The organism is Streptomyces sp. NPDC043726, assembly GCF_056436565.1.
The window spans coordinates 1-25608 of sequence record NZ_JBWKCI010000019.1 but is presented as its reverse complement, the minus strand read 5'-3'; the positions used below and the strand labels follow the sequence as shown (position 1 = coordinate 25608).

At 71.7% G+C, this 25608-nt stretch carries 19 protein-coding genes and 3 pseudogenes; 13 read left to right on the top strand and 9 right to left on the bottom strand.

Annotated elements, in window-relative coordinates:
* Positions 1-118 precede the first annotated feature (118 nt).
* The 3 genes from AC068Z_RS38025 to AC068Z_RS38015 all read left to right on the top strand — a co-directional run bounded on the left by AC068Z_RS38025 (position 119) and on the right by AC068Z_RS38015 (position 6948).
* Complete coding sequence (locus AC068Z_RS38025) at positions 119-3913, top strand: GH92 family glycosyl hydrolase (protein WP_478566816.1); 3795 nt, start codon at positions 119-121, stop codon at positions 3911-3913.
* A 205-nt stretch (positions 3914-4118) separates the two neighbouring features.
* Positions 4119-5639 carry a hypothetical protein gene (locus AC068Z_RS38020; protein WP_478566813.1) on the top strand — a complete coding sequence of 507 codons (1521 nt, stop codon included), beginning with the start codon at positions 4119-4121 and terminating at the stop codon, positions 5637-5639.
* Between the two features lie 76 nt (positions 5640-5715).
* A complete protein-coding gene (locus AC068Z_RS38015) occupies positions 5716-6948 on the top strand; it encodes an AAA family ATPase (protein WP_478566810.1) in 1233 nt (410 codons plus the stop codon).
* Between the two features lie 262 nt (positions 6949-7210).
* Here AC068Z_RS38015 and AC068Z_RS38010 read toward each other — a convergent pair whose 3' ends face one another.
* Entirely contained in the window at positions 7211-7360 is a 150-nt protein-coding gene (locus AC068Z_RS38010; RefSeq protein ID WP_478566807.1) for a hypothetical protein, read from the bottom strand.
* 85 nt (positions 7361-7445) lie between these two features.
* Between AC068Z_RS38010 and AC068Z_RS38005 the strand changes: the two genes are divergently transcribed.
* The gene (locus AC068Z_RS38005; RefSeq protein ID WP_478567122.1) at positions 7446-8639 is read left to right on the top strand and encodes a vWA domain-containing protein; all 1194 of its coding nucleotides are present in this window, start codon (positions 7446-7448) and stop codon (positions 8637-8639) included.
* 264 nt (positions 8640-8903) lie between these two features.
* Here AC068Z_RS38005 and AC068Z_RS38000 read toward each other — a convergent pair.
* Together AC068Z_RS38000 and AC068Z_RS37995 are read right to left on the bottom strand one after the other, a co-directional pair.
* Positions 8904-9768 (bottom strand): annotated as a pseudogene (locus tag AC068Z_RS38000) (glycoside hydrolase family 92 protein); the annotation flags it as partial.
* A gap of 92 nt (positions 9769-9860) precedes the next feature.
* Positions 9861-10094 (bottom strand): annotated as a pseudogene (locus AC068Z_RS37995) (hypothetical protein); the annotation flags it as partial.
* Between the two features lie 484 nt (positions 10095-10578).
* Between AC068Z_RS37995 and AC068Z_RS37990 the strand changes: the two are divergent.
* Positions 10579-10830: pseudogene (locus AC068Z_RS37990) on the top strand (UTRA domain-containing protein); the annotation flags it as partial.
* 41 nt (positions 10831-10871) lie between these two features.
* On the opposite strand, the gene AC068Z_RS37985 reads toward AC068Z_RS37990, so the two are convergent.
* The 3 genes from AC068Z_RS37985 to acnA form a co-directional block, all read right to left on the bottom strand.
* Complete coding sequence (locus AC068Z_RS37985; RefSeq protein ID WP_478567119.1) at positions 10872-12362, bottom strand: sensor histidine kinase; 1491 nt, start codon at positions 12360-12362, stop codon at positions 10872-10874.
* Between the two features lie 2 nt (positions 12363-12364).
* A complete protein-coding gene (locus AC068Z_RS37980; RefSeq protein ID WP_478566804.1) occupies positions 12365-13090 on the bottom strand; it encodes a response regulator transcription factor in 726 nt (241 codons plus the stop codon).
* Positions 13091-13233: 143 nt separating this feature from the next.
* Positions 13234-15951: an aconitate hydratase AcnA gene (gene acnA, locus AC068Z_RS37975; protein WP_478566801.1), complete on the bottom strand. Its 2718-nt coding sequence runs from the start codon at positions 15949-15951 to the stop codon at positions 13234-13236.
* A gap of 208 nt (positions 15952-16159) precedes the next feature.
* Between acnA and AC068Z_RS37970 the strand changes: the two genes are divergently transcribed.
* The 3 genes from AC068Z_RS37970 to AC068Z_RS37960 all read left to right on the top strand — a co-directional run bounded on the left by AC068Z_RS37970 (position 16160) and on the right by AC068Z_RS37960 (position 18687).
* A complete protein-coding gene (locus tag AC068Z_RS37970; RefSeq protein ID WP_478566798.1) occupies positions 16160-16858 on the top strand; it encodes a hypothetical protein in 699 nt (232 codons plus the stop codon).
* Between the two features lie 37 nt (positions 16859-16895).
* Positions 16896-17093, top strand: a complete 198-nt coding sequence (locus AC068Z_RS37965; protein ID WP_478566795.1) for a DUF4236 domain-containing protein — start codon at positions 16896-16898, stop codon at positions 17091-17093.
* 64 nt (positions 17094-17157) lie between these two features.
* A complete protein-coding gene (locus AC068Z_RS37960) occupies positions 17158-18687 on the top strand; it encodes a helix-turn-helix domain-containing protein (protein WP_478566792.1) in 1530 nt (509 codons plus the stop codon).
* 120 nt (positions 18688-18807) lie between these two features.
* Here AC068Z_RS37960 and AC068Z_RS37955 read toward each other — a convergent pair whose 3' ends face one another.
* Positions 18808-19227, bottom strand: coding sequence for a DUF6299 family protein (locus tag AC068Z_RS37955; RefSeq protein ID WP_478566789.1), 420 nt, complete (start codon positions 19225-19227; stop codon positions 18808-18810).
* 227 nt (positions 19228-19454) lie between these two features.
* Here AC068Z_RS37955 and AC068Z_RS37950 point away from each other — a divergent pair, with 227 nt between their 5' ends.
* Positions 19455-19649: a DUF5999 family protein gene (locus tag AC068Z_RS37950; protein ID WP_478566786.1), complete on the top strand. Its 195-nt coding sequence runs from the start codon at positions 19455-19457 to the stop codon at positions 19647-19649.
* Positions 19650-19679: 30 nt separating this feature from the next.
* Here AC068Z_RS37950 and AC068Z_RS37945 read toward each other — a convergent pair whose 3' ends face one another.
* Together AC068Z_RS37945 and AC068Z_RS37940 are read right to left on the bottom strand one after the other, a co-directional pair.
* On the bottom strand, positions 19680-20078 hold the full coding sequence (locus AC068Z_RS37945; protein WP_478566784.1) for a RidA family protein: 399 nt from the start codon (positions 20076-20078) through the stop codon (positions 19680-19682).
* On the bottom strand, positions 20075-21247 hold the full coding sequence (locus tag AC068Z_RS37940) for an acyl-CoA dehydrogenase family protein (protein ID WP_478566781.1): 1173 nt from the start codon (positions 21245-21247) through the stop codon (positions 20075-20077). The genes AC068Z_RS37945 and AC068Z_RS37940 overlap by 4 nt, the downstream gene beginning before the upstream one ends.
* 157 nt (positions 21248-21404) lie before the next feature.
* On the opposite strand from AC068Z_RS37940, the gene AC068Z_RS37935 reads away from it, so the two are divergent.
* The 4 genes from AC068Z_RS37935 to cysD all read left to right on the top strand — a co-directional run bounded on the left by AC068Z_RS37935 (position 21405) and on the right by cysD (position 25436).
* Entirely contained in the window at positions 21405-23009 is a 1605-nt protein-coding gene (locus AC068Z_RS37935) for an AMP-binding protein (protein WP_478566778.1), read from the top strand.
* A gap of 37 nt (positions 23010-23046) precedes the next feature.
* Positions 23047-23859 carry a PaaX family transcriptional regulator gene (locus tag AC068Z_RS37930; protein WP_478566775.1) on the top strand — a complete coding sequence of 271 codons (813 nt, stop codon included), beginning with the start codon at positions 23047-23049 and terminating at the stop codon, positions 23857-23859.
* Between the two features lie 132 nt (positions 23860-23991).
* Positions 23992-24543, top strand: coding sequence for an adenylyl-sulfate kinase (cysC, locus tag AC068Z_RS37925; protein WP_478566772.1), 552 nt, complete (start codon positions 23992-23994; stop codon positions 24541-24543).
* Positions 24540-25436, top strand: a complete 897-nt coding sequence (gene cysD / locus AC068Z_RS37920) for a sulfate adenylyltransferase subunit CysD (protein WP_478566769.1) — start codon at positions 24540-24542, stop codon at positions 25434-25436. Before cysC ends, cysD begins: the two co-directional genes overlap by 4 nt.
* The last annotated feature ends 172 nt before the right edge of the window (positions 25437-25608 follow it).

Genomic DNA, 25608 nt, shown 5'->3' with positions numbered 1-25608 from the left:
CCATCACCCCCGAATGCCGCAGCCAACACCCTTGACACAACAGGCGACTTGAGCCACAACTAATCCTTGCGCACCGAAGCTGACAACGTTGTCCAGAGCGCGGGGAGAGTGCTTGCCGATGAGTTCGCCGATGAGGCACAGACGTGGCACGGCGGTCGCGTGGACGACCGCCTTCGCTTTGGCAGTGGGCTCCCAGGGCGTCGCGGTCGCCCTGCCCGAGGCCCCCACCGCCGACCGGGAGTTCAGCTCCTCCTTCGAGTCCGGCGACCCGGCCCCGGACTGGCTCAACACCGTCGACACCGCGCCGGACGGCAGCAAGCGGACCGCCGGCGTGGACGGCGGGTACAGCACCGGCATTCCGGGCAATGTGACCGATCAGGTCACGGACGTCCGCGCGAGCGGGGAGAACACCGGCGCCCGCGAGGTGAAGGAGAACCTCGTCGACGTCGAGCCGAGCACCAAGTGGCTGACCTTCACCCCCACCGGCTGGGTGGAGTTCGACCTGGCCACACCGGTCAAGGTGGTCACCTACGCGCTCACGTCGGCCAACGACCACGAGGAGCGCAACCCGCGGGACTGGACTCTCCAGGGCTCCACGGACGGCACGAACTGGACCACGGTGGACACCCGCTCCGGGGAGTCCTTCTCCGAGCCGTTCCAGACGAAGACGTACGACATCGCCAATCCCGGTGAATACCGGCATTTCCGGCTGAACATCACCAAGAACAACGGCGGTGACATACTCCAGCTCGCCGACGTCCAGTTCTCCAAGGGCGGGGGCGCCGACCCGATCCCGCAGGACATGCTCTCGCTCGTCGACCGCGGCCCGACCGGCTCGCCGACGGCGAAGGCGGGCGCCGGCTTCACCGGCAAGCGGGCGCTGCGCTACGCCGGCCGGCACACCTCGGACGACCGGGCGTACTCGTACAACAAGGTCTTCGACGTCGATGTGGCCGTCGGACGCGACACCCAGCTGTCGTACCGGATCTTCCCGTCCATGGCGGACGGGGACCGCGACTACGACGCCACGAACGTCTCCGTCGACCTCGCCTTCACCGACGGCACGTATCTGAGCGATCTGAAGGCGACCGACCAGCACGGCTTCCCGCTGACCCCGCAGGGGCAGGGAGCCGCCAAGATCCTGTACGTCAACCAGTGGAACAACGTGGCCTCGCGGATCGGGTCGGTCGCGGCCGGCAAGACCGTCGACCGGATCCTGGTGGCCTACGACTCCCCCAAGGGCCCGGCGAAGTTTAGGGGCTGGCTGGACGACGTGGCGCTGAAGGCCGTACCGCGGGAGCGGCCGAAGGCGCATCTGTCGGACTACGCGGTGACGACCCGCGGCACCAACTCCAGCGGCGGCTTCTCGCGCGGCAACAACTTCCCCGCGACGGCCGTGCCGCACGGCTTCAACTTCTGGACGCCGGTGACCAACGCCGGCTCGCTGAGCTGGCTCTACGACTACGCGCGGTCCAACAACGCCGACAACCTGCCGACGATCCAGGCGTTCAGCGCGAGCCACGAACCGAGCCCGTGGATGGGCGACCGGCAGACCTTCCAGGTGATGCCGTCCGCCGCGTCCGGCACGCCCGAGCTGGGCCGTGAGGCCCGGCAGCTGGCCTTCCGGCACGAGAACGAGACGGCTCGGCCGTACTACTACGGCGTGCGCTTCGAGAACGGCCTCAAGGCGGAGATGGCGCCGACCGACCACGCGGCCGTCATGCGCTTCACCTACCCCGGCGACGACGCGAGCGTGCTCTTCGACAACGTCACCGACCAGGCGGGGCTGACGCTCGACAAGGAGACCGGGACGTTCACCGGCTACTCCGACGTGAAGTCGGGGCTGTCGACGGGGGCGACCCGGCTGTTCGTGTACGGCGTGTTCGACGCGCCCGTGACGGAGGGCAGCTCGGCCGGGGTCAAGGGCTACCTGCGGTTCAAGCCCGGGAACAGGACCGTCACCCTGCGGATGGCGACCTCGCTGATCAGCGTCGACCAGGCGAAGGACAACCTGCGCCAGGAGGCCCCGGAGGGCACGTCCTTCGACGCGGTGAAGAACCGGGCCCAGCGCCAGTGGGACCGGATACTCGGCAAGGTCGAGGTGGAGGGCGCCACGCCGGACCAGCTGACCACCCTCTACTCCAGTCTGTACCGGCTGTACCTGTATCCCAACTCCGGTTTCGAGAAGGTCGGTTCGAAGTACCAGTACGCCTCGCCGTTCTCGCCGATGCCGAACCCGGACACCCCGACCCACACCGGCGCGAAGATCGTCGATGGCAAGGTGTACGTCAACAACGGCTTCTGGGACACCTACCGGACGACCTGGCCGGCGTACTCGCTGCTGACACCCGGTCAGGCGGGCGAGATGGTCGACGGGTTCGTGCAGCAGTACAAGGACGGCGGCTGGACCTCCCGCTGGTCCTCCCCCGGCTACGCGGACCTCATGACCGGCACCTCCTCGGACGTCGCCTTCGCTGACGCCTACGTCAAGGGCGTCGACTTCGACGCGAAGTCGGCGTACGACGCGGCCGTGAAGAACGCGACCGTGGTGCCGCCGTCGTCCGGCGTGGGCCGCAAGGGCATGGCGACCTCGCCCTTCCTCGGCTACACCAGCACCGAGACGCACGAGGGCCTGTCGTGGGCGCTGGAGGGCTACCTCAACGACTACGGCATCGCGAAGATGGGCCAGGCCCTCTACAAGAAGACCGGCGAGAAGCGCTACCAGGAGGAGTCGGAGTACTTCCTGAACCGCGCCCAGGACTACGTCAACCTCTTCGACTCCAAGGCCGGCTTCTTCCAGGGCCGTGACCTCAAGGGCGACTGGCGGGTGGAGTCGGAGAAGTACGACCCGCGTGTGTGGGGCTACGACTACACCGAGACCAACGGCTGGGGCTACGCCTTCACGGCCCCCCAGGACAGCCGGGGCCTCGCCAACCTGTACGGCGGGCGCGGCAAGCTGGGTGACAAGCTGGACGAGTACCTCGCCACCCCGGAGACGGCGTCGCCGGAGTTCAAGGGCTCCTACGGCGGCGTCATCCACGAGATGACCGAGGCGCGGGACGTGCGGATGGGCATGTACGGCCACTCCAACCAGGTGGCCCACCACGCCCTGTACATGTTCGACGCGGCCGGGCAGCCGTGGAAGACGCAGAAGAACGTCCGCGAGGTGCTCGCCCGCCTCTACACCGGCAGCGAGATCGGCCAGGGCTACCACGGCGACGAGGACAACGGCGAGCAGTCGGCCTGGTTCCTGTTCTCCTCGCTCGGCTTCTATCCGCTCGTGATGGGCAGCGGCGAATACGCGGTCGGCTCCCCGCTGTTCACCAGGATGACCGTCCATCTGGAGAACGGCGAGGACCTCGTCGTCAAGGCGCCGAGGAACAGCGCCCGCAACGTGTACGTGCAGGGCCTGAAGGTCAACGGCAAGACCTGGACGTCGACTTCGCTGCCGCACAAGCTGCTCGCCAAGGGCGGGGTCCTGGAGTTCGACATGGGTCCGCGGCCCTCTGCCTGGGGCAGCGGCAAGAACGCGGCGCCCGTCTCCATCACCCGGGACGACCAGGTGCCCACCCCCCGGGCGGACGTGCTCAAGGGTGACGGCGCCCTGTTCGACAACACCTCCGCGACCACCGCGACGGTGACCTCCGTGGACCTGCCGACCCAGCGGGCGGCCAAGGGCGTCCAGTACACGCTGACCTCCTCGGACCGCGCGAAGGCGCCGACCGGCTGGACCCTCCAGGGCTCCGCCGACGGGACGGAGTGGACGACGCTGGACCGGCGGACCGGTCAGTCCTTCGCATGGGACCGGCAGACCAGGGCGTTCTCGGTGCGGACTCCGGGGACGTACGCGAAGTACCGCCTGGTGCTGGACGGCGAGGCGACCGTCTCGGAGGTCGAACTGCTCGCGGACTGAGCGGAGTTGGCTCCTGAAGTGACGGAGCCTTGGGCACGGCTCGGGGGCGGCGTCGAGCGTGACGCCGCCCCCGGGACATGCCGGGGTGCCGGACGGCCGGGGCGAATCCCTGCTGACAGATCGTGATCGCGGTGCTTATGATGCGGGCGATGAAGAACTTCTCCTCTCGTGGATTGGGGGAATCGTCCGCGCAAGGTGAGTGCTGATGGCACCTCACTTCGCGCCCGCGATTCCGACCCGCCTGTCGATGTGGCAGCGCGTACGCGAGTACGCCGTGCCGCCGTCCATGATCGAGACCGCGACCGCCCGGCGTACGGCCGGTGACTGGGCCGGTGCCTGCGCCGCCGCCCGTGTCGACGTCGATCTCGATCTGCGCGCCGTGCGCCACCGCCACGGCACCGAACTCGTCAACCGTCTCCGCGCCGATCTGCGCAGGCTGGCGCCGGATCTGCTGCGCTGGCACATGCCCCGCATCGCCCCCGACGGACGGCTCCGGCCCGGCCTCACCCTCTCCCTGGCCCATTACCCGGGTCCACTGCGCCTGGTGGTGCGGACGCCGCCCGCCTGGGCGGACGCCGGGCAGCGGATGTCACTGTCCCTGTGGGACGAGTCAGGGAGCGGCGCCGACCCCGGGCACCATCCGCATCCGCATCCCGACCGGCGGTTCCGGCTCGATCTGCATCGGCATCTGTGGGACGCGGGGCGGAGTGGGGAGCTGGCGGGGCGGAGTGGGGAGCCGGCCGGGCGAAGTGGGGAACCGGCCGGGCGGAGTGGGGAACTGACCGGGCGAAGTGGGGAACCGGCCGGGCGGAGCGGGGAACCGGCCGCACGGAGTGGGGAACCGGCCGGGCGGAGTGGGGAGCCCGCGGGGTGGCATGAGAGCCCTGTGGCTTCCGACTCCTGCTGGGCCACCGCGAGTTGGGCCGCCGAGGCCGAGCTGTTGCTGCGGTCCGAGGGCCGTACTCGTGGGGCCTTCACCGTGCGGCTCGGCGCGCGCAGCCGTGCGGTGCTGGAGCTCTACGCCCCTGACGACAGCCATGTTCCGGCCGTCCGGCCGGTGCGCCGGGCGCTGCCGCCGCAGGAGGTCGCGGCGCTTCCGCTGCTGCCGGAGGCGGCGGCCCGGGTCCTGCCGGACCTGGAGCTGTTGCGGGCCGGACTGATCAGTGCCGACCGGCTGCATCCGCTCGTCGCCGCGGCCCTCCCGATGTACGGGTTGGCGCCGGAGATCCGCCCGGGTCCCGAACCCACCGATCCGCATCGGGTGGAGTGCCGGGGCGCGGTGCACCGGATCGCCTTGCGGGACGGAGTACTGACGGCGGTCGACCACGACCCGGCCGAACTGCGCCGGGAGGAACTGCTGGTGGCGCTCGGCGGGCCCGCGTTGCCCTGTCTGCGGGCGATCGACGCGGTGCACCGCAGTCCGGAGGAGCTGCCGGCGGTCCGGGAACGGCTCGGTCACGGTGATGTCGCCGGGGCGCTGGCCGTCGTCGAAGGACTGCTCGGCCCCCGGGCGATGCTGCGCGACGGGCCGCTCCGGGAGGAGCTGGAGTCGGCCGCGGCCGGCCGCATCGAGCACGGCCTGTTCCGGTCGGGACTCGTCCCCGTGCATCCCGCCGCCGGTGGCGGGGCCGACGCGGGCGCGCCCCGGCTCGGTCGGCGTACACCCCCGGTATGGCGCAACAAGCGCGCCCACCGGACCCGGCCCCGCACCGGCTTGGCCTCCTGACCGGACGTTCTCGTCCCCTCTTCCTCTTCGGCCCTCGCGGCTGTCCTGTTCCTCCGACACACCCAGGTGATGCCTCATGACTTCTCGCACGCTGCTGCCCGTCGACCCCCAACTCGCCCACGCCGACGACCTCCTGACCCTCCTTCGCACCACGACCACCGAACCGCGCCCCGACGAGCAGCTCGAAGCGCTCACCCTGGCCGTCGCTGCCGATCTGCCGGTGCTGCTCTGGGGCGAGCCGGGCATCGGCAAGACGGCGGCCCTGACGCAGCTCGCCGAGTCCCTGGATCTGCCGCTGACCACCGTGATCGCCAGCGTCCACGAGCCGACCGACTTCTCCGGGCTGCCGATCGTGGGGGACGACCCGGCGGTGCGGGGCGTTCCGATGGCACCGCCGCAGTGGGCCGTGGAACTGGTGCGCGCCGGGCGGGGCCTGCTCTTCCTGGACGAACTGTCCACCGCCACCCCGGCCGTCCAGGCCGCGCTGCTCCGGGTCGTGCTGGAGCGGCGGGTCGGGGCGCTGCAACTGCCGCCGGGCGTACGGATCGTGGCCGCCGCCAATCCGCGCGCGTCGGCGGCGGACGGGTGGGAGCTGAGCCCGCCCCTGGCCAACCGGTTCGTGCATCTGTACTGGGTGCACGACAAGGACGTCGTCGTACGGGGTCTCGGCGGGGTCTGGCCCCGGGCCGAGCTGCCCCACCTGGACCCGGAGCGGCTGCCGGAGGCGGTGGCCTTCGCCCGGCGCGCGGTCTGCGGCTTCCTGAAGGCCCGGCCGACGCTGATCCACCGGCTGCCGAGCACCGAGACCCGGCGCGGGGGCGCCTGGCCCTCGCCCCGGAGCTGGGAGGCCGCGCTGACCCTGCTGGCCTTCGGTACGGCGGCCGCGGTGTCCCGGGACGTGCTGGCGCTGCTGGTGCGGGGCGCGGTGGGCGACGGGCCCGGTCTGGAACTCCTCGCCCACCTAGACCGGATGGACCTGCCGGACCCGGAGCTGCTGCTCGCCGATCCGGCCCGCGCCGAGCTGCCGGAGCGGGGTGACCTTCGGCAGGCCGCGCTGGAGGCGGTGGTGGCCGCCGTCGGAGCGCGGCCGGAACGGGAGCGCTGGGAGGCGGGGTGGGCGGTGCTGGTCCGTGCCCTGGAGACGGGTGCGCCGGACCTGTTGGTCGCCCCCGCCAAGGCACTGGCGGCCGTGCGGCGCGACGACTGGGAGGTGCCGCAGGCGGTGGAACGACTCGCGGCGATCGTCGGCCTGTCCGAACGCGCCACCCGCTCGGTGGAGGCCGCCCGCACCCCGGCGGCACGCCGATGACCGGGCCCACGCGACACCCGCAGCCTGCCGGCGCACCGAGCACGGAGACCCCGCCTCGCCCGACCCTGCCCACCGCGCCGGGCACGGGGGCCGTTCACCGCCCGGACCCGGCCACCGCGCCGGGTACCGGGGTCGGTCACCGCCCGGACCCGGCCACCCCGCCGAGTACCAGGACCACGCACCGCCCGAACCCGGCCACCCCGCCGAGTACCGGGGCCGTTCACCGCCCTGACCCGGCCACCCCGCCGGGTACGGGGGTCGGTCACCGCCCGGACCTGGCCACCCCGCCGAGTACCAGGACCACGCACCGCCCGAATCCGGCCGCCGCGTCGGCTCTCGGGGGCGCTCGGCGCCCGAAGCCCGCCGCCGTAGCCTCGTCCCGCGCCGCGCCGCGCCCGTTGCCGCGGCCCATGTCGCCTCCTCCCGCGCCGCGCCCGGTGCGGGCGGCGCCGGGCGGGCGCGGCGGGCCGGACAATCCGGCCGGACTCCGGCTGGACATGGAGAAGTTGCTGGCCGCCCGGCTGCACGCGGTCGAGGTCCGCCCGTACCTGGCCGTGGCGCTCTTCGCGCTCCAGGTGGTGGAGGACCGTTCGGTGCCGACGATGGCGGTCGACGCGCACTGGCGCTGCTACGTCTCCCCCGGCTTCGTGGCGCGCACCCCGGTGGAGGAGCTGGCGGGCGTCTGGGTGCACGAGGTCTCCCATCTGCTCCGGGACCACCATGCGCGGGCTGAGCGGTACGTGCGGGAGAACGAGAAGGACGGACCCGGCGAGCGTCTGCGGCTGAACATCGCCGCCGACTTCGAGATCAACGACGACATCTACGGCGAGGGCCTGCCCCGGCCCACCGGGGCGGTGCTCCCCTCCCTGCTGCGGCTGCCCGACGGGCTGCTGATGGAGGAGTATCTGCGGCGGGCGTCGCTGTCCGGCCTGGCCTGGCTGGACTGCGGCGGCGGTGCCCACGGCCAGCCACGGCCGTGGGAGCTGGGGGCCGACGGATCCCACGGGCTGACCAGGCAGCAACGGGACGCGGTGCGGTTCCGGGTCGCCGAAGGGATCAAGGCCCGGCCGGGTGACAGCCCGGAGGGGTGGCGCCGATGGGCCGACGAGGCTTTTCATCCGCCGCAGCCGTGGCGGCAGTTGCTGGGCGCGGCGGTGCGCTCCGCGGCCGGTGCGCCGGGCGCGGGCGAGAACCACAGCTACCGGCGTCCGTCCCGGCGCTCGGCCGCTCTGCCCGGGGTGGTGCTGCCGAGCCTGCGCCGTCACCCGCCGCGGGTCTGCGTGGTGATCGACACGTCCGGGTCGGTGAGCGACGCCGAACTGGGCAGCGCGTTGTTGGAGGTGGCGGCGATGGCGCGCGCGGTGGGCGGTCGGCGCGATCTGGTGTCGGTGATCTCCTGCGACGCGGCGGCCGGGGTCGCCGGGCCGATCTGCCGCGCCGAGGACATCGAGCTGATCGGCGGCGGTGGCACGGATCTGCGCTCCGGCTTCGCCTCGGCCCTCCGCTCCCGGCCCCGCCCGGACGTGATCGTCGCCCTGACGGACGGCCAGACCCCCTGGCCGTCCGAGCAGCCGTCCTGCCGGACCGTCGTAGGGCTCTTTCCCCGCCCGGCCGGCGCGGCGAACGAGGACGACCCCGACTACGTACCGGACGCGCCCCCGTCCTGGGCCCGTGTCGTCACGATCGGTTGAAGAGGCGGGACCGCCACGGCGAGCGGGTCGAGGGTGAACGGGAGGTTCTCCTCGACCCTGGTGGACGTGCCCCGGGGAAGCGGGCTTCGTACGGTACGCAGCGGGGGCGGACCCACGACATCGGCGGCGGCATCCGGGTCCACTCGACGGCCGGCCGGCGATCACCGCCGGAAGCGTCCAGGACATGCGGGGCCCGACCAAGAGCGATGCCGGCGGCAGCGCGGTGCTCGACGCCCTCACCCAGGTCACCGGGAACACCGCCAATCACTCCGGCGGCGGCATGACTTGCCGAGCGACTGCGCCGGCTGAGGGACGTCCGCGTCGATCAGCCCACGGCCAACGTGAACACACGTCGCGCGGCAGCGTCACGCTCCGGACGGTCCTGCCTTCGGGTGCCGGGAAGGGCTTCGTGGCGAACACGTACGACGCCACCGGGTCCCGGTCAGCGCCCGCGACATTCCGGTACGGCGTCCGCGCGACAACCTCGTTGCCGTACCGGATGCCGCCGCCACCGCCACCGACGGTCCAGTCGGTGAGGCCGAGCGGAACGGACTCGGTGCCGCCGTCGGCGTAGGTGACGATCGCCGCCGCCTGCCGGCTGCCGTTGACGACGCTGCCGATGAAGGACAACCGGCGCGTGTCGATGGGCACTTGGATGCTCTGGGCGTTGGCCGCCCGTGTTGTCGTAGGGGCGGCCAGGATGCCCGGCGCGGCCACGGTCAGCGCCACGGGCTGCGCGGAGGACGCCACCGCGACCTTCACGTCGTAGAAGCCCTGCCGGAGGTCCTCGGCGGCGGAGAGGGTGATCTCCCGCGCACCCTCGACGACCGTCCCCTCGGCGGGTGTCGCCGTCACACCCTCGGGTGTCTCCACTCGGAAGCGCACCTCGGGTCCCGAACCGCCGCCGCTCATCGCCAGCGCCCGGACGGCGACCTTCGTACTGCCGCCCATCTGGTACGGCTGCTCACCCTCGCGGAAGGACGGCGGGGCGTCGGCGGGACCACTCCCCCAGGCTTCTGGCTGGTAAGGCCGTTGACCTTCAGGGAGGGATGTACGGCGCGTCCGCGGCGGCGCCTCGCGCGCGGACGGAGATGTCGTTGCCGCGCGGGCGGTCGATCTCGATCCGGGGGAACAGCGGCGAGCCGAGGACGAGTTCGGCGCGGGAGGGTGCCGGGGATGCCGCCCGGCCGCGCGGACCAGAGCCGCCGGGGCGTCGTAGTGGCAGCCGCCGGGGGCGGCGGTGTTGGTGGCGTCGCCCCGGGTGTTCTCGAGGCTGAAGGAGAACATGCCGAACGGGGTGACGGCGCCGGGGAAGACATGGCCGGCGTTCCTGGTGCCGATGAGCGGGTCGACGTAGGCGGTCGGATCGTCGACCAGGGCGGGTCGTCGTCGGCCCCGGGCACAGGCACGCACGTCCGCCACCCGGACGGCTCTGCTCCGCAACTGGGTTGGCATCGTTGTCCGTTGAAGCGGTAACATCATCAACAGGGCGACTCGACAACGTTGTCGCACACTTCTCCGTCCCACAAAATCTCCCTCCCCCAGACCAAGCACCACCCGGACCGGCCATTCCCCCGTAGCCGGCCCGGCTCGCGGACCCGGTGGACGTCGGCTCAGCTCCCACCGGGTCCGCCCGGAGCGCGGTCGTAGCCGAGGGCCTTGCTCTCGCCGGGGAGCGCCCAACCGCGCACCGGGACGTCGCCGGAGTCGGTGACGGGCAGGTGCCGGGAACGGCTGCATACGGGCCGGACGGGTTGGGTGCGCGTGGAGGCGTGGGATGGGAGCGCCCCGGGCGGGTTCCGGTCCACCGAGTGTGGGAGCGCTCCCATCCCACTAGGCGGAAAGTAGCGCCGGGGGACGCGAAAGTAAACGGTTGGCGCAGGGGTGCACGAGTCAGCGGCTCAGCGCCGGCACCCAGAAGGGCCCGCTCCCGGGCAAGGGCGTGCTCCGGCGCATGCGTTCCATCGGCGTGGAGATCGAGACCGTGGTCGAGCTGCCGCGTCCGGCCCGGGCCACCCGGGAGCAGGCGCATCTCCTGGGGATCGGTTTCGGGGATCTGGTGCTCCGGATCGAGCGGATCATCCACGACACCGGCGGGCGTCCGGTCGAGACCGCCGACATCGTCATTCCCGACGTACGCAGGGAAGTGGCCTACGAGTTCGGGCTCCGGATCGCTGTGCGGCGGGCATGACGCTGAGCGTGCTGCCGGTCCTGCTGTCGCTGCTCGCGCGGTCAGCGGCTCCTCGCGCGGTACGCACCTGACAGCGCCGCCGGGGGCTCCCCCGCGAGGGGCAGTCGTACGGTGAACTCGGTGCGGCCGGGTTCGCTGTGCACGTCGATCCGGCCGCCGTGGGCCGTCGTGATCGCCGCGACGATGGCGAGGCCGAGACCGGAGCCGCCGGAGCGGCCGGGGGCGCGGGTGCGGGAGACGTCGGCCCGGGTGAAGCGCTCGAAGACCGTGGGGAGCAGGGCCGGTGGGATGCCGGGACCGTCGTCCGTGACGCGTACGACGCAGTCGGCGCCCCGGGTCTCCACGGTGGCCACGACCCGCGTGCCCGACGGGGTGTGCACGCGCGCGTTGGCCAGCAGGTTGGCCACCACCTGATGGAGCCGCGCCTCGTCGCCGAGGACCAGGGCCGGGGCGTCGACATCGAGCGCCAGGTGCCAGTCGTGGCCGTCGCCCGCCGCCCGCGCGTCCCACACCGCCTCGGCGACCAGGGCCGCGAGGTCCACCTCGGCCGACTCCAGCGGACGTCCTTCGTCCAGGCGGGCCAGCAGGAGCAGGTCCTCGACGAGGCCGGTCATCCGGGCGGACTCGGCGGAGACGCGCCGCCAGGCCAGTACCGGCTCGATGCGGTCCGTGCCCCGGTTCATCAGCTCGGCGTAGCCCGCGATGGAGGCGAGCGGGGTGCGCAGTTCATGGCTGGCGTCGGCGAGGAAGCGGCGCATGCGTTCCTCGGTGCGCCGGCGCTCGGTGAGGGAGGACTCGACGTGGTCGATCATCCGGTTGAGGGCGGCACCCACCTGGCCCGCCTCGCTGCCGGGGTCGGTGTCGCGCTCGGGCACCCGGGTGAGGGCGGTGACCTCACCGCGGTTCAGGGGCGCGCGGGAGACCTCGACGGCGGTGGCGGCGACCCGGCCGAGCGGGCGCAGCTGACGCCGTATCACGACCGCGCAGGCGCAGCCCGCGACGACGAGTCCGGCCGCGGCGACGGCGGCCTCGGCGACCACCATGCCGCTGATCATTCCCTGCACGTCGTCCATCGGCAGCCCGGTGAGCACGCGCACTCCGTCGGCCTGGAGCGCGGCGACGCGGTAGGTGCCGAGGCCGGGGACGGTCCGGGTGTGCCGGGAGCCGTCGGCCGCGATGCCCTCCAGGGCCGCGCGTTGGGCCGCGGTCAGGTCCTTCGGGGCGGCGTCCCGGCCGACGACGGCCGCGGAGAGGATGTCGCCGTCCGCGTCGAGCCGGGCGGCGAGGAGGCCCGCGGGGTGGCCGTTCTCGTGGAGGAAGCCGAGGCCGTCGGTGAGCTCCGGGCCGAGCATGGCGCCGCCGAGGCTGCGTTCGGCGGCGTCGGTGACCCGGTCGTCGAGGTGGCCGAGCAGGGCGGAGCGCTGCACGAAGGCGGTGGTGAGGGCCATGGCGGCGCACACCACGACGAGGGTGGCGCTGATGAACAGCACGAGACGGGCGCGGATGGAGCGGGCGCGCGGGCGCCGGGTCATGGTCATCCGCCGTCCTGCCCGGGCCTGATGGCGTAGCCCAGGCCGCGCACGGTGTGGATCATCGGGGCCCGGCCCTTGTCGATCTTGCGGCGCAGGCTGGAGACGTAGACCTCCACCAGGTTGCCGCCGCCGTCGAAGGAACCGCTCCAGACGCGGTCCAGGATCTGCGCCTTGCTGAGCACCTGGCGCGGGTGGTCCAGGAACAGGCCGAGCAGCTCGAACTCCTTGGCGGTGAGCCGGACGGGGGTGCCCGCGCGGTGCACCTCGCGGGTCTCCCGGGTCAGCACGAGGTCGCCGAGGACGCGTACGGAGTCCTCGGAGCGGGCGCGCTCGCCGCCCGCCCGGCGCAGCAGCCCGCGCAGCCTGACGACGACCTCCTCCAGGGAGAAGGGCTTGGTGACGTAGTCGTCGGCACCGGCCTCGAGTCCGTCGAGGCGGTGTTCGAGCGCGTCCCGCGCGGTGAGCATCAGCACGGGCAGGTCGGGCCGTTCCGCGCGCAGCCTGCGCAGCACCTGGAGGCCGTCCAGGTCGGGCAGCATGCCGTCCAGCACGACGGCGTGCGGGGCGCAGGCGCGGGCGAGCCGCAGCGCGCCGTACCCGTCCGGCGCCGTGTAGGGCTGCCAGCCCGCCTCGGTGACGGCGACGGACAGCAGTTCGGTGAGACCGGGCTCGTCGTCGACGACGAGCACCCGGACCCGACCGGTTCGAGACCCCCAGGTGCCAGACATGTCTCGATGCTGTCCCGGTCCGCTGAGGGAACCCTGTGTTCCACCTGAGCTGCGCCGATGTCCTGCGCCCCGGTGGCGCTCCGCCGGACGGCGCGAAGGGCCGCACCCCCGTCGCCGGGAGTGCGGCCCTCCAGGAGCGGGACCTACTTGCGGATCAGGTTCCGCAGCACGTACTGCATGATGCCGCCGTTGCGGTAGTAGTCGGCCTCACCGGGGGTGTCGATGCGGACGACCGCGTCGAACTCGACACCGGTGTCGGTGGTGACCTTCACCGTGCTCGGGGTGGGGCCCTCGTTCAGCTCGGTGATGCCGGTGATGGAGAAGGTCTCCTCGCCGGTCAGGCCGAGCGAGTCGGCCGACTGGCCGGCCGGGAACTGCAGCGGCAGGACGCCCATGCCGATGAGGTTCGAGCGGTGGATGCGCTCGTACGACTCGGTGATGACGGCCTTGACGCCGAGGAGCGCGGTGCCCTTGGCGGCCCAGTCGCGGGACGAGCCGGAGCCGTACTCCTTGCCGCCCAGGATGACCAGCGGGATGCCGGCGGCCTGGTAGTTCTGCGAGGCGTCGTAGATGAACGACACCGGCGCGTCGGCCTGCGTGAAGTCGCGGGTGTAGCCGCCCTCGGTGCCCGGCGCGATCTGGTTGCGCAGGCGGATGTTGGCGAACGTGCCGCGGATCATGACCTCGTGGTTGCCTCGGCGCGAGCCGTAGGAGTTGAAGTCACGACGCTCCACACCGTGCTCGGTGAGGTACTTGCCGGCCGGGGTGTCGGCCTTGATGGCACCGGCGGGCGAGATGTGGTCGGTGGTGACCGAGTCGCCCAGCTTGGCCAGGACGCGGGCGCCCGAGATGTCGGAGACCGGGGTGGTCTCCATCGTCATGCCCTCGAAGTACGGGGGCTTGCGGACGTACGTGGACTCGGCGTCCCACTCGAAGGTGTTGCCGGTCGGGATCGGCAGGGCCTGCCACTGGGCGTCGCCCGCGAAGACGTCCTGGTAGGACTTGTTGAACATGTCCTCGCCGATGGCGTTGGCCACGACGTCGTTGACCTCGGCCTCGGAGGGCCAGATGTCCTTCAGGTAGACGGCGTTGCCGTCCTGGTCGACACCGAGGGCGTCCTTGGTGATGTCCACCTTCATGGAGCCCGCGATGGCGTACGCGACGACCAGCGGCGGGGAGGCCAGGTAGTTCATCTTGACGTCGGGGTTGATCCGGCCCTCGAAGTTCCGGTTGCCGGAGAGGACCGAGGTGACCGCGAGGTCGTGGTCGTTGACGGCCTTGGAGACCTCCTCCGGCAGCGGGCCGGAGTTGCCGATGCAGGTGGTGCAGCCGTAACCGACCAGGTTGAAGCCGACCTTGTCGAGGTACGGCGTCAGACCGGCCTTGTCGAAGTAGTCGGTGACGACCTTCGAACCGGGGGCGAGGGTGGTCTTGACCCACGGCTTGCGGGTCAGGCCCTTCTCCACGGCCTTCTTCGCCACGAGCGCGGCGGCGACCATGACGTAGGGGTTCGAGGTGTTGGTGCAGGAGGTGATCGCGGCGACCGTCACGGCGCCGTGGTCGATCTCGTACGTCGAGCCGTCGGGGGCGGTCACGGTGACCGGGTTGGACGGGGCGCCGTTCGGGGCGACGGCCGGGGCGTCGGAGGCCGGGAAGGACTCCTGGCCGGCCTCGTCGACGACGTCGACGTAGTTGCGGACGTCGCTCTTGAACTGCTCGGCGGCGTTCGCGAGGACGATACGGTCCTGCGGGCGCTTCGGGCCGGCGATCGACGGGACGACCGTGGAGAGGTCGAGCTCCAGCTTCTCGGAGAAGTCCGGCTCGGCCTTCGGGTCCAGCCAGAGGCCCTGCTCCTTGGCGTACGCCTCGACGAGCGCGACCTGCTGCTCGGAGCGGCCGGTGAGCTTGAGGTAGTTCAGGGTCTCGTCGTCGATCGGGAAGATCGCGGCGGTGGAGCCGAACTCCGGCGACATGTTGCCGATGGTGGCGCGGTTGGCGAGGGAGGTGGCGGCCACGCCCTCGCCGTAGAACTCGACGAACTTGCCGACGACGCCGTGCTTGCGGAGCATCTCGGTGATGGTCAGCACGAGGTCGGTGGCGGTGGTGCCGGTGGGCAGCTCGCCGGTCAGCTTGAAGCCGACGACGCGCGGGATGAGCATCGAGACCGGCTGGCCGAGCATCGCGGCCTCGGCCTCGATACCGCCGACGCCCCAGCCGAGGACGCCGAGGCCGTTGACCATCGTGGTGTGCGAGTCGGTGCCGACGAGTGTGTCGGGGTAGGCCTGGCCGCCTCGGACCATGACCGTGCGCGCCAGGTGCTCGATGTTCACCTGGTGGACGATGCCGGTGCCCGGGGGGACGACCTTGAAGTCGTCGAAGGCGGTCTGGCCCCAGCGCAGGAACTGGTAGCGCTCCTTGTTGCGGCCGTACTCCAGCTCGACGTTCTGCGCGAACGCGTCGTTGGTGCCGAACTTGTCGGCGATGACGGAGTGGTCGATGACCAGCTCGGCCGGGGAGAGCGGGTTCACCTTCGCCGGGTCGCCGCCGAGCGCCTTGACGGCCTCACGCATGGTGGCGAGGTCCACGACACACGGCACACCGGTGAAGTCCTGCATGATCACGCGGGCGGGCGTGAACTGGATCTCCTGCGAGGGCTGGGCCTGGGAGTCCCAGCCGCCGAGCGCGCGGATGTGGTCGGCGGTGATGTTCGCGCCGTCCTCGGTGCGCAGCAGGTTCTCCAGCAGCACCTTCAGGCTGTACGGAAGGCGGGCCGAGCCTTCCACCTTGTCCAGCCGGAAGATCTCGTACGACTCGTCGCCCACCTGCAGCGTGCTGCGGGCGTCGAAGCTGTTCGCCGACACGACAGTCTCCTTCTTTGATGTGCGCGTTCCCACCGCATCCTGCCGCCACGACGACTTGGCCGATCCGCTAAGGTCAGGCTAAGTTAGGTAACCCTTACCAAGGTGGCGGCTGCGGTACGCCTCGGCAGATATCTCGATGTCGAGATAACTCTAGTACATGGGGCCGGGATGGTCATGCCCGGCCTCCGTGTGATGTCCTCCTTCCACCATGAAGCGAGGCGATTTCCACCGGCATGCCAGCGGCTGGACACGTTGGGTCCCCCTGCCGACGAACGCATGGACGACCCTGAGCCCCGGGCGCGCCCCGCTGCGCTGCCCCCTGCTGAGCGACGCCGACCTGGCCCGCGCGGCCTGGACGGCCGAGCATCTGCCCGACCTGTTCGACGCGTTGCGGCACGCGGTGTGCGCCCACCTCGGGAGCTTCCCGCAACGGCTGGACGTGCACGCGGTCCACGTCCACCCGATAGCGCGGGACGGCACGCCGTACGTGGGCATCGACTTCCGCGAGTACGGCGCCGTCCTGCACGGCAGGCGCGTGGTGGACCTCGGCGGACCCGAGATCGCCACCCAGCGCCGGATCGCCGAGGAGGACGCCGCGAACCCGCGGACCGGCCTGGACGAGGCACTCCTCGGCCACTGGAGCAGCATCCCCTTCGACTACGGCGTGATGGAGTCCTCGGAGTTCGAGCTGCGCGCCAACGGACAGGGCTGGAGCAATCTGGCCAACGCCCTCGGCGACAACGTCACCCGGCTGACCTGGCGGTGCCCGGAGCCGGGAATGCTGGAACTGCTGACGGAGTACGGGGTGGTGTCACGGCACGCGTACGTCGTCACCGGCGACCCCGTGCCGACGGTCACCTTCGACGAAACGGTGGAGTTCTGCCATCAGTTCGCCAAGTCGGGGTAGCCGAAAGGCATCCGTACACCTGCGACGGGAGGCGAGCATGCCCCTCACATTTCGCAAGAGCTTCCGAATCCTGCCCGGGGTTCGGCTGAACATCAACCGGCGCTCCTGGTCCATCACGACCGGCGGCAAGAACGGCCCTCGGCGTACCCACAGCAGCACCGGACGTCGTACGACATCGGTGGATTTGCCCGGACCTTTCGGGTGGCGTCGTACCCGTACCGCCAGGCGGCGTTGACGGCCCGTCACCCGGACGGACCCCTCAGGAGGCGCCATCTCATATCTGAGATAGCCTCAACCTCATGGCAGACGACTACCTCGTACGCATCGGCAAGCTCATCCGTGACGCCCGGCAACACCGTGGCTGGACACAGGCGCAGCTGGCCGAGGCGCTCGGCACCTCTCAGAGCGCCGTCAATCGGATCGAGCGCGGCAATCAGAACATCAGCCTTGAGATGATCGCCCGAATCGGTGAAGCCCTGGACAGCGAAATCGTCTCTCTGGGCTACGCGGGGCCGATGCATCTGCGGGTGGTGGGCGGCCGTCGGCTGTCCGGCGCGATCGATGTGAAGACGAGCAAGAACGCGTGCGTGGCCCTGCTGTGCGCCTCGCTGCTCAACAAGGGGCGCACGGTGCTGCGCCGGGTCGCGCGCATCGAGGAGGTCTACCGTCTGCTGGAGGTCCTCCAGTCCATCGGGGTGCGCACGCGCTGGATCAACGACGGTGTCGACCTGGAGCTGGTGCCCCCGGCGGAGCTGGACATGGGCGCCATCGACGCCGAGGCGGCCGTGCGCACCCGCTCCATCATCATGTTCCTCGGCCCGCTGCTGCACCGGATGGACGCCTTCAAGCTGCCCTACGCGGGCGGTTGCGACCTCGGTACGCGCACCATCGAACCGCACATGATCGCGCTGCGCCGGTTCGGTCTGGACATCGCCGCGACCGAGGGCCTGTACCACGCCCGGGTGGACCGCGCGATCTCACCCGACCGCCCCATCGTGCTGACCGAGCGCGGGGACACGGTCACCGAGAACGCGCTGCTGGCCGCGGCCCGGCACGACGGCGTGACGACGATCCGCAACGCCTCCTCCAACTACATGGTCCAGGACCTGTGCTTCTTCCTGGAGGCGCTCGGCGTCAGGGTCGAGGGCATCGGCACCACCACGCTGATCGTGCACGGCGTGCCGACCATCGACGTGGACGTGGACTACTCCCCCTCCGAGGACCCGGTCGAGGCGATGAGCCTGCTCGCCGCGGCCGTGGTCACGGAGTCGGAGCTGACGGTGCGCCGGGTGCCCATCGAGTTCCTGGAGATCGAGCTCGCGGTCCTGGAGGAGATGGGCCTCGACCACGACCGCACGCCGGAGTACTACGCGGACAACGGCCGTACGCGCCTGGTCGACCTGACGGTCCGCCCGAGCAAGCTCGAAGCGCCGATCGACAAGATCCACCCGATGCCGTTCCCGGGCCTGAACATCGACAACGTCCCGTTCTTCGCGGCGATCGCGGCGGTGGCCTCGGGCAAGACCCTGATCCACGACTGGGTCTACGACAACCGGGCCATCTACCTCACCGACCTCAACCGCCTGGGCGGCCGCCTCCAACTCCTGGACCCGCACCGCGTGCTGGTGGAGGGCCCCACCCGCTGGCGCGCGGCGGAGATGATGTGCCCGCCGGCCCTGCGCCCCGCGGTGGTCGTCCTGCTGGCGATGATGGCGGCGGAGGGCACGTCCGTGCTCCGCAACGTCTACGTCATCAACCGCGGCTACGAGGACCTCGCCGAACGCCTGAACTCGATCGGCGCGCAGATCGAGATCTTCCGGGACATCTGACCACCACGGAGTGCGCCGGGCGGTTCCCCCGCGGCGCCGTAGTGATCGCCGGGGCCGAGGGCCGCAGTGGTCGCCGGGGGCCGCACGTGCGTTGACGGCCCCCGGGCCGTGCGGGGGTGGTCAGCTCTCGACCAGGGTGACGTCCTGCTCGCGTGCCGCGTGGAAGGCGGGCAGCGGCAGGCCGCCGCTCGTGTCCAGTTCCATGACGGTCGCCTCGACGTGGGCCTCCCCCGGCTTGACGGCGCCCGGGGTCGGCTTGCCGCTGTTCTCCCAGCGCCGCTCGGTGCCGTCGCAGATCGCGCGGGTGCCGCCGATGCCGTACCGGACCGAGGAGCCGTCGCCCACCGAGGAGCTGACGAACACCGGTCCCGTGCCGCCGGTGCAGCGGTAGGTGCCGGAGAGGGTGACGGTGCCGTCGGCGGCGATACGGCCCGTCGGGTCGACGGTCACCGTCTCGTAGGGGTCCGCCGGGGCGGCGGGGGCGGTGAGCAGGAGGAGGGCGGCACCGGCGATCACGCCGAGAGCGGTGCGTACGGACATGGGGGGCCTTCCAGGTGAACGGTGTTCCGGGGAGCTCCACCAGTACCGGGCGCGCGCGCCCACGCGCGTGACCGTCACTCCTTCGGTGGCGAGTCCGGCCCGACCGTCCGGGAACCGTCCGGGAGTTGTCCCCGTGTTGTCACACTCACGGGCCGCCCGTGGCGATGAGTTCACCGCGGGAGCATGGTCTACCCATACGAAGAGCCCAACCTATGTGGAGGTGCGCCATGAACGCTCACCAGCCTTCGTGTTCCCGGTCCGGTGCACACGCTCCGCGCGTGGTCTCGGCCCACCCGGAGCAGGGGTGGAGCCTGCTGTGCGACGGGACGATCGTCTTCGACGACACGGGTGCGCTGCTGCCCGACGGCTCCGTGGTCGTGCCGCACCGCGGGACGGTCGGACCGCTCGCGATGGCCGCGTGAGTTCTCCCGGCAGCACCGCCGTGTGAGTTCTCACGGCAGCACCGCGAAGCCGTCCAGTTCCACCATCGCCTGCTTGTCCCACAGGCGTACGACCTCCACCACCGCCATCGCCGGGTAGTCCCGGCCCGCCAGCCTCCGCCATACGGCGCCCAGTTCGCGGGCGTGCGCGCGGTACGTCTCGATGTCCGTGGCGTAGACCGTGACGCGGGCGAGGTCGGCCGGGGTGCCGCCGGTGGCGCTCAGGGCCGTGAGCAGGTTGGTGAGGGCCTTCTCGAACTGCTCGGGCAGGGTGTCGCCGACGATCTCGCCGGCCGTGTCCAGGGCGGTCTGCCCGGCCAGGAACACCACCCGGGTGCCGGTGGCCACGACCGCGTGGGAGAAGCCGGTGGGCGGGGACAGTTCGGGCGGGTCGACTCGTTCGATGCTCATGCCTCGGCCTCCGGTTCGCCGTCCGACGCCTGCAGTTCGCCGTCCAACGCCTGCAGTTCGCCGTACAACTCCTTGGCGATGATGCCGCGTTGGACCTCGCTCGCGCCTTCGTAGATGCGCGGGGCCCGCACCTCTCGGTAGAGATGCTCCAGCAGATGGCCCCGGCGCAGGGCCCGGGCGCCGTGCAGCTGGACGGCCGTGTCGACGACGTACTGCGCGGTCTCGGTGGCGAGCAGCTTCGCCATCGCCGAGCGCCGCGGGACGTCCGGGGCGCCTTCGTCGTACGCCGTCGCCGCCGCGTAGACCATCAGCCGGGCCGCCTCCGTGCGCAGGGCCATCTCGGCGACCTGGTGGGCGACCGTCTGCAGGTCCCGCAACTTCCCGCCGAACGCGTCCCGTCGGGCCGTGTGGCCGAGGGTCGCGTCCAGCGCCGCCTGGGCCATGCCGACCGCGAAGGCGCCGACGCTGGGGCGGAACAGGTTCAGGGTGTCCATCGCCACCCGGAAGCCCCGGTCGGGCTCGCCGAGGACGTCGTCGGCGGTGACCGGGACGGCGTCGAAGGTCAGCGTGCCGATGGGGTGCGGGGAGAGCATGTCGAGCGGCTCCCCGCCGAGGCCGGGGCGGTCGGCGGGGACCAGGAACGCGGTGACGCCACGGGAGCCCGCGCCGGGCGTGGTGCGGGCGAAGACGGTGCAGAAGTCGGCGTCGGGGGCGTTGGAGATCCAGCACTTCTCGCCGGTCAGCCGCCAGCCGTCGGTGCCGTCGGGCTCGGCGGCCAGGGACAGGGCCGCCGCGTCCGAACCCGCCCCCGGCTCGCTGAGCGCGAAGGCGGCCACGGCCGTGCCCTCGCCCACCCTTGGCAGCCAGCGCTCCCGCTGCGCCGGGGTGCCATGGGCGTGCACCGGGTGGGCGCCCAGGCCCTGGAGGGCGAGCGCGGTCTCCGCCTCGGTGCAGCCATGAGCGAGGGACTCGCGCATCAGGCAGAGGTCGAGGGCGCCGGAGGTGAACAGCCGGGGCAGCAGTCCGAGGCTGCCCAGTTCGGCCACGAGCGGGCGGTTGACCTGGCCCGGCTCGCCCTTGTCGGCCAGCGGACGCAACCGCTCGGCGGCCAGCAGGCGCAGCTCGGCACACCAGGCGGTCTGTTCCGGTTCGAGCGAGAATGCGGGCATCGCCGTCCTCTCTCCCCGCGGCTGTCGGAGCCGCTCTGGCTGCGGCTGCCGGGGCCACTCCCCGACCGTATCGCGCACAGTTGACTGCCGTCACCAACACGATACGCTCGTCGAGCGAGCCCACCAGGGAGCCCACCAGGCAAGGGGGCGCACCGCCATGAACCTCTCGGCGCATCTCGACACCTTCGCGCGCGACCACCTCCCGCCGTCCGACCAGTGGCCCGAGCTCAGCTTCGACCTGCCGGAGCTGCGCTACCCCGAACGGCTGAACTGCGCGGCCGAGCTGCTGCACGGCCCGCCGGACGACCGCCCGGCCTTCCGCACCGCGACCGGCCCCGGCTGGACCTACGGCGAGCTGCGCGCCCGGGTCGACCGGCTCGCGCATCTGCTGACCGGCGACCTCGGTGTCGTCCCCGGCAACCGCGTGCTGCTGCGCGGCCCCACCACCCCCTGGCTCGCGGCCTGCTGGCTGGCGGTGCTGAAGGCGGGCGCGGTCGCCGTCACCGTCCTGGCCCAGCAGCGCCCGCAGGAGCTGCGCACGATGTGCGAGATGGCCGAGGTGGGCCACGCCCTGTGCGACATCCGCGCGGTCGACGACCTCGCCAAGGCGGAGATACCGGGGCTGCGGATCGCCACCTACGGCGGTGACGCCCCGGACGACCTGCTGAAACGGCCGGCGCCGGGCACGCCGTACACGGCCGTGGACACCGCCTCCGACGACGTGGCGCTGATCGCCTTCACCTCCGGGACCACCGGACGGCCCAAAGGGTGCATGCACTTCCACCGGGATGTGTTGGCGATAGCGGACACCTTCTCCAAATATGTGCTCCAGCCCCATGTGGGCGATGTCTTCACCGGCAGTCCCCCGCTCGGCTTCACCTTCGGGCTCGGCGGGCTCGTGGTCTTCCCGCTGCGTGCCGGGGCCAGCGCCCTGCTGCTCGAACAGGCCGGTCCCAAGCAGTTGCTGCCCGCCATCGCCGAGCACCGGGTGACGGTGCTGTTCACCGCGCCGACCGCCTACCGGGCGATGCTCGGCGAACTCGACGGGCACGACGTCTCCTCGCTGCGCCGCTGCGTGTCGGCCGGCGAGAACCTGCCCGCCGCCACCTGGCGGGCCTGGCACGAGCGGACCGGGCTGCGGATCATCAACGGCATCGGCGCCACCGAGCTGCTGCACATCTTCGTGTCCGCCGCCGACGAGCACATCAGACCCGGTACGACCGGCGTCCCGGTGCCGGGCTGGCACGCGCGCGTGGTCGACGACGAGGGCCGGGAGAAGCCCGACGGGGAACCGGGGCTGCTCGCGGTGCGCGGACCGGTCGGCTGCCGCTATCTCGCCGACCCCCGGCAGCGGGACTACGTACGGCACGGCTGGAACATCACCGGCGACACCTACGTCCGGGAGAGTGACGGCTACTTCCGCTACGTCGCCCGCGCCGACGACATGATCATCTCCGCCGGGTACAACATCGCGGGCCCCGAGGTCGAGGAGGCGCTGCTGCGCCATCCGGACGTGCTGGAGACGGCGGTCGTGGGCCGGCCCGACCCGGACCGCGGACAGGTCGTGGTGGCCTTCGTGGTGGCCGCGCCGGGCGCGCGACGGGACGCGGGGGCGCTGCGGGCCTTCGTCCGGGAGGAGCTCGCGCCGTACAAGTGCCCGCGCGAGATCGTCTTCCTGGACGCGCTGCCGCGCACGGCGACCGGCAAGCTCCAGCGGTTCAAGCTGCGCGTCGCGGCGGACGCCGAGGGGAAACAGCGGTGATCGGGCGGGGAAACGGCACTGATCCCGACGACCTAAGATGATCAACGTGTCCGACCAGCATGCACCACGGTCCCTGATCGTCACGCTCTACGGCGCCTACGGCCGCCATGTGCCCGGCCCGGTGCCCGTCGCCGAACTGATCCGGCTGCTGGCCGCGGTCGGTGTGGACGCCCCCTCCGTGCGCTCGTCGGTGTCCCGGCTCAAGAGACGCGGACTGCTGGTCCCCGCCCGCACCGCCGAGGGCGCGGCCGGATACGAACTCTCTCCCGACGCCCGCCAGTTGCTCGACGACGGCGACCGGCGCATCTACGCCACCGCCCCGCCCGACGAGGAGGGCTGGGTGCTCGCGGTGTTCTCGGTGCCGGAGTCGGAGCGGCAGAAGCGGCACGTGCTGCGCTCCCGGCTCGCGGGCCTCGGCTTCGGCACCGCCGCCCCCGGCGTGTGGATCGCGCCCGCGCGGCTGTACGAGGAGACCCGGCACACCCTCGCGCGGCTGCGCCTGGAGGCCTACGTCGACTTCTTCCGCGGCGAGCACCTGGGCTTCGCGCCGACCGTCGAGGCCGTCACCCGCTGGTGGGACCTCGCGGCCGTGGCCAAGGAGCACGAGGCGTTCCTCGACCGGCACGCGCCCGTGCTGCACGACTGGGAGCAGCGGTCCGACACCCCGGCCGAGGAGGCGTACCGCGACTACCTGCTCGCCCTGGACTCCTGGCGCCATCTGCCCTACGCCGACCCCGGCTTGCCCGCCCGGCTGCTGCCCGAGGACTGGCCGGGGGTGCGCTCGGCGGCGGTGTTCCGGGCCCTGCACGAGCGGCTCAGGGACGCGGGGGCGGCCTTCGCCGGGCTCTGAGGCACCCGCGCCGATGTGATCCCACCCACAACACGCGTCACTAATGGAACCCTCAGCTTCCTCTGTCGCTCCTCTCAAGGTTCTTACCTAGCGTCCACTCAGCACGCCAGGTAACGAAAGAGGATCTGACGCATGACCACCACGGCAAGGGCTCGGGGAGCCACGATCTGGCTCACCGGGCTGCCGAGCGCGGGCAAGACGACGATCGCCCGCCTGCTCGGTGACCGGCTGAAGGCCGCGGGACATCGCGTCGAGGTGCTGGACGGCGACGAGATACGCCGCTTCCTCTCGGCGGGTCTCGGCTTCTCCAAGGAGGACCGCAACACCAACGTCCAGCGCATCGGCCTGGTCTCCGAGGTGCTGGCCCGCAACGGCGTCCTCTCGGTCGTCCCGGTCATCGCCCCCTACGCCGACAGCCGCGAGGCGGTGCGCGTACGGCACGAGGCGAGCGGGACGCCGTACATCGAGGTGCATGTCGCCACCCCGGTCGAGGTGTGCAGCGAGCGGGACGTGAAGGGGCTGTACGCCAGGCAGGCCTCGGGCGAGCTGTCCGGGCTGACCGGTGTGGACGACCCGTACGAACCGCCGGTGGACCCGGCGCTGGTGCTGCGGACGCAGGAGCAGAGCCCGGGCGAGTCCGCGGACGCCGTGTACGCGGTGCTGATGGAGCGGGGGCTCGTGTGACCGCCCTGTCCCATCTGGACGCGCTGGAGTCCGAGGCCGTCCACATCTTCCGTGAGGTGGCGGGCGAGTTCGAGCGGCCGGTGATCCTGTTCTCCGGCGGCAAGGACTCCATCGTCATGCTGCACCTGGCGCTGAAGGCGTTCGCGCCCGCGCCGGTGCCGTTCTCGCTGCTGCACGTCGACACCGGGCACAACTTCCCCGAGGTGCTCGACTACCGCGACCGCGCGGTGGCCAAGCACGGCCTGCGGCTGCATGTGGCGTCCGTGCAGGAGTACATCGACCTCGGGGTGCTCAAGGAACGCCCGGACGGCACCCGTAACCCGCTGCAGACGCTGCCGCTGACGGAGAAGATCCAGGAGGAGCGGTTCGACGCGGTCTTCGGCGGCGGACGCCGGGACGAGGAGAAGGCGCGCGCCAAGGAGCGGGTCTTCTCGCTGCGCGACGAGTTCTCCCAGTGGGACCCGCGCCGCCAGCGGCCCGAGCTGTGGAACCTCTACAACGGACGGCACGCCCCCGGTGAGCACGTCCGCGTGTTCCCGCTGTCCAACTGGACCGAGCTGGACGTCTGGCATTACATCGCCCGCGAGGGCATCGAACTGCCCGAGATCTACTACGCCCATCACCGCGAGGTGTTCGCGCGGGGCGGCATGTGGCTGACGGCGGGCGAGTGGGGCGGCCCGAAGGACGGCGAGACCGTCGAGAAGCGGCAGGTCCGCTACCGCACGGTCGGGGACATGTCGTGCACGGGTGCGGTGGACTCCGACGCCGACACCATCGAGAAGGTGATCGCCGAGATCGCCGCCTCCCGGCTCACCGAGCGCGGCGCGACCCGCGCCGACGACAAGCTGTCCGAGGCCGCGATGGAGGACCGTAAGCGCGAGGGGTACTTCTAAGCATGAGCACGACCATCGACACCCCGCGTTCCGCGACGGCCGGCATCGACACGCTGCGGTTCGCGACGGCCGGTTCGGTCGACGACGGCAAGTCCACGCTCGTCGGACGGCTGCTGCACGACTCCAAGTCGGTCCTCGCCGACCAGCTGGAGGCCGTCGAGCACGCCTCCCG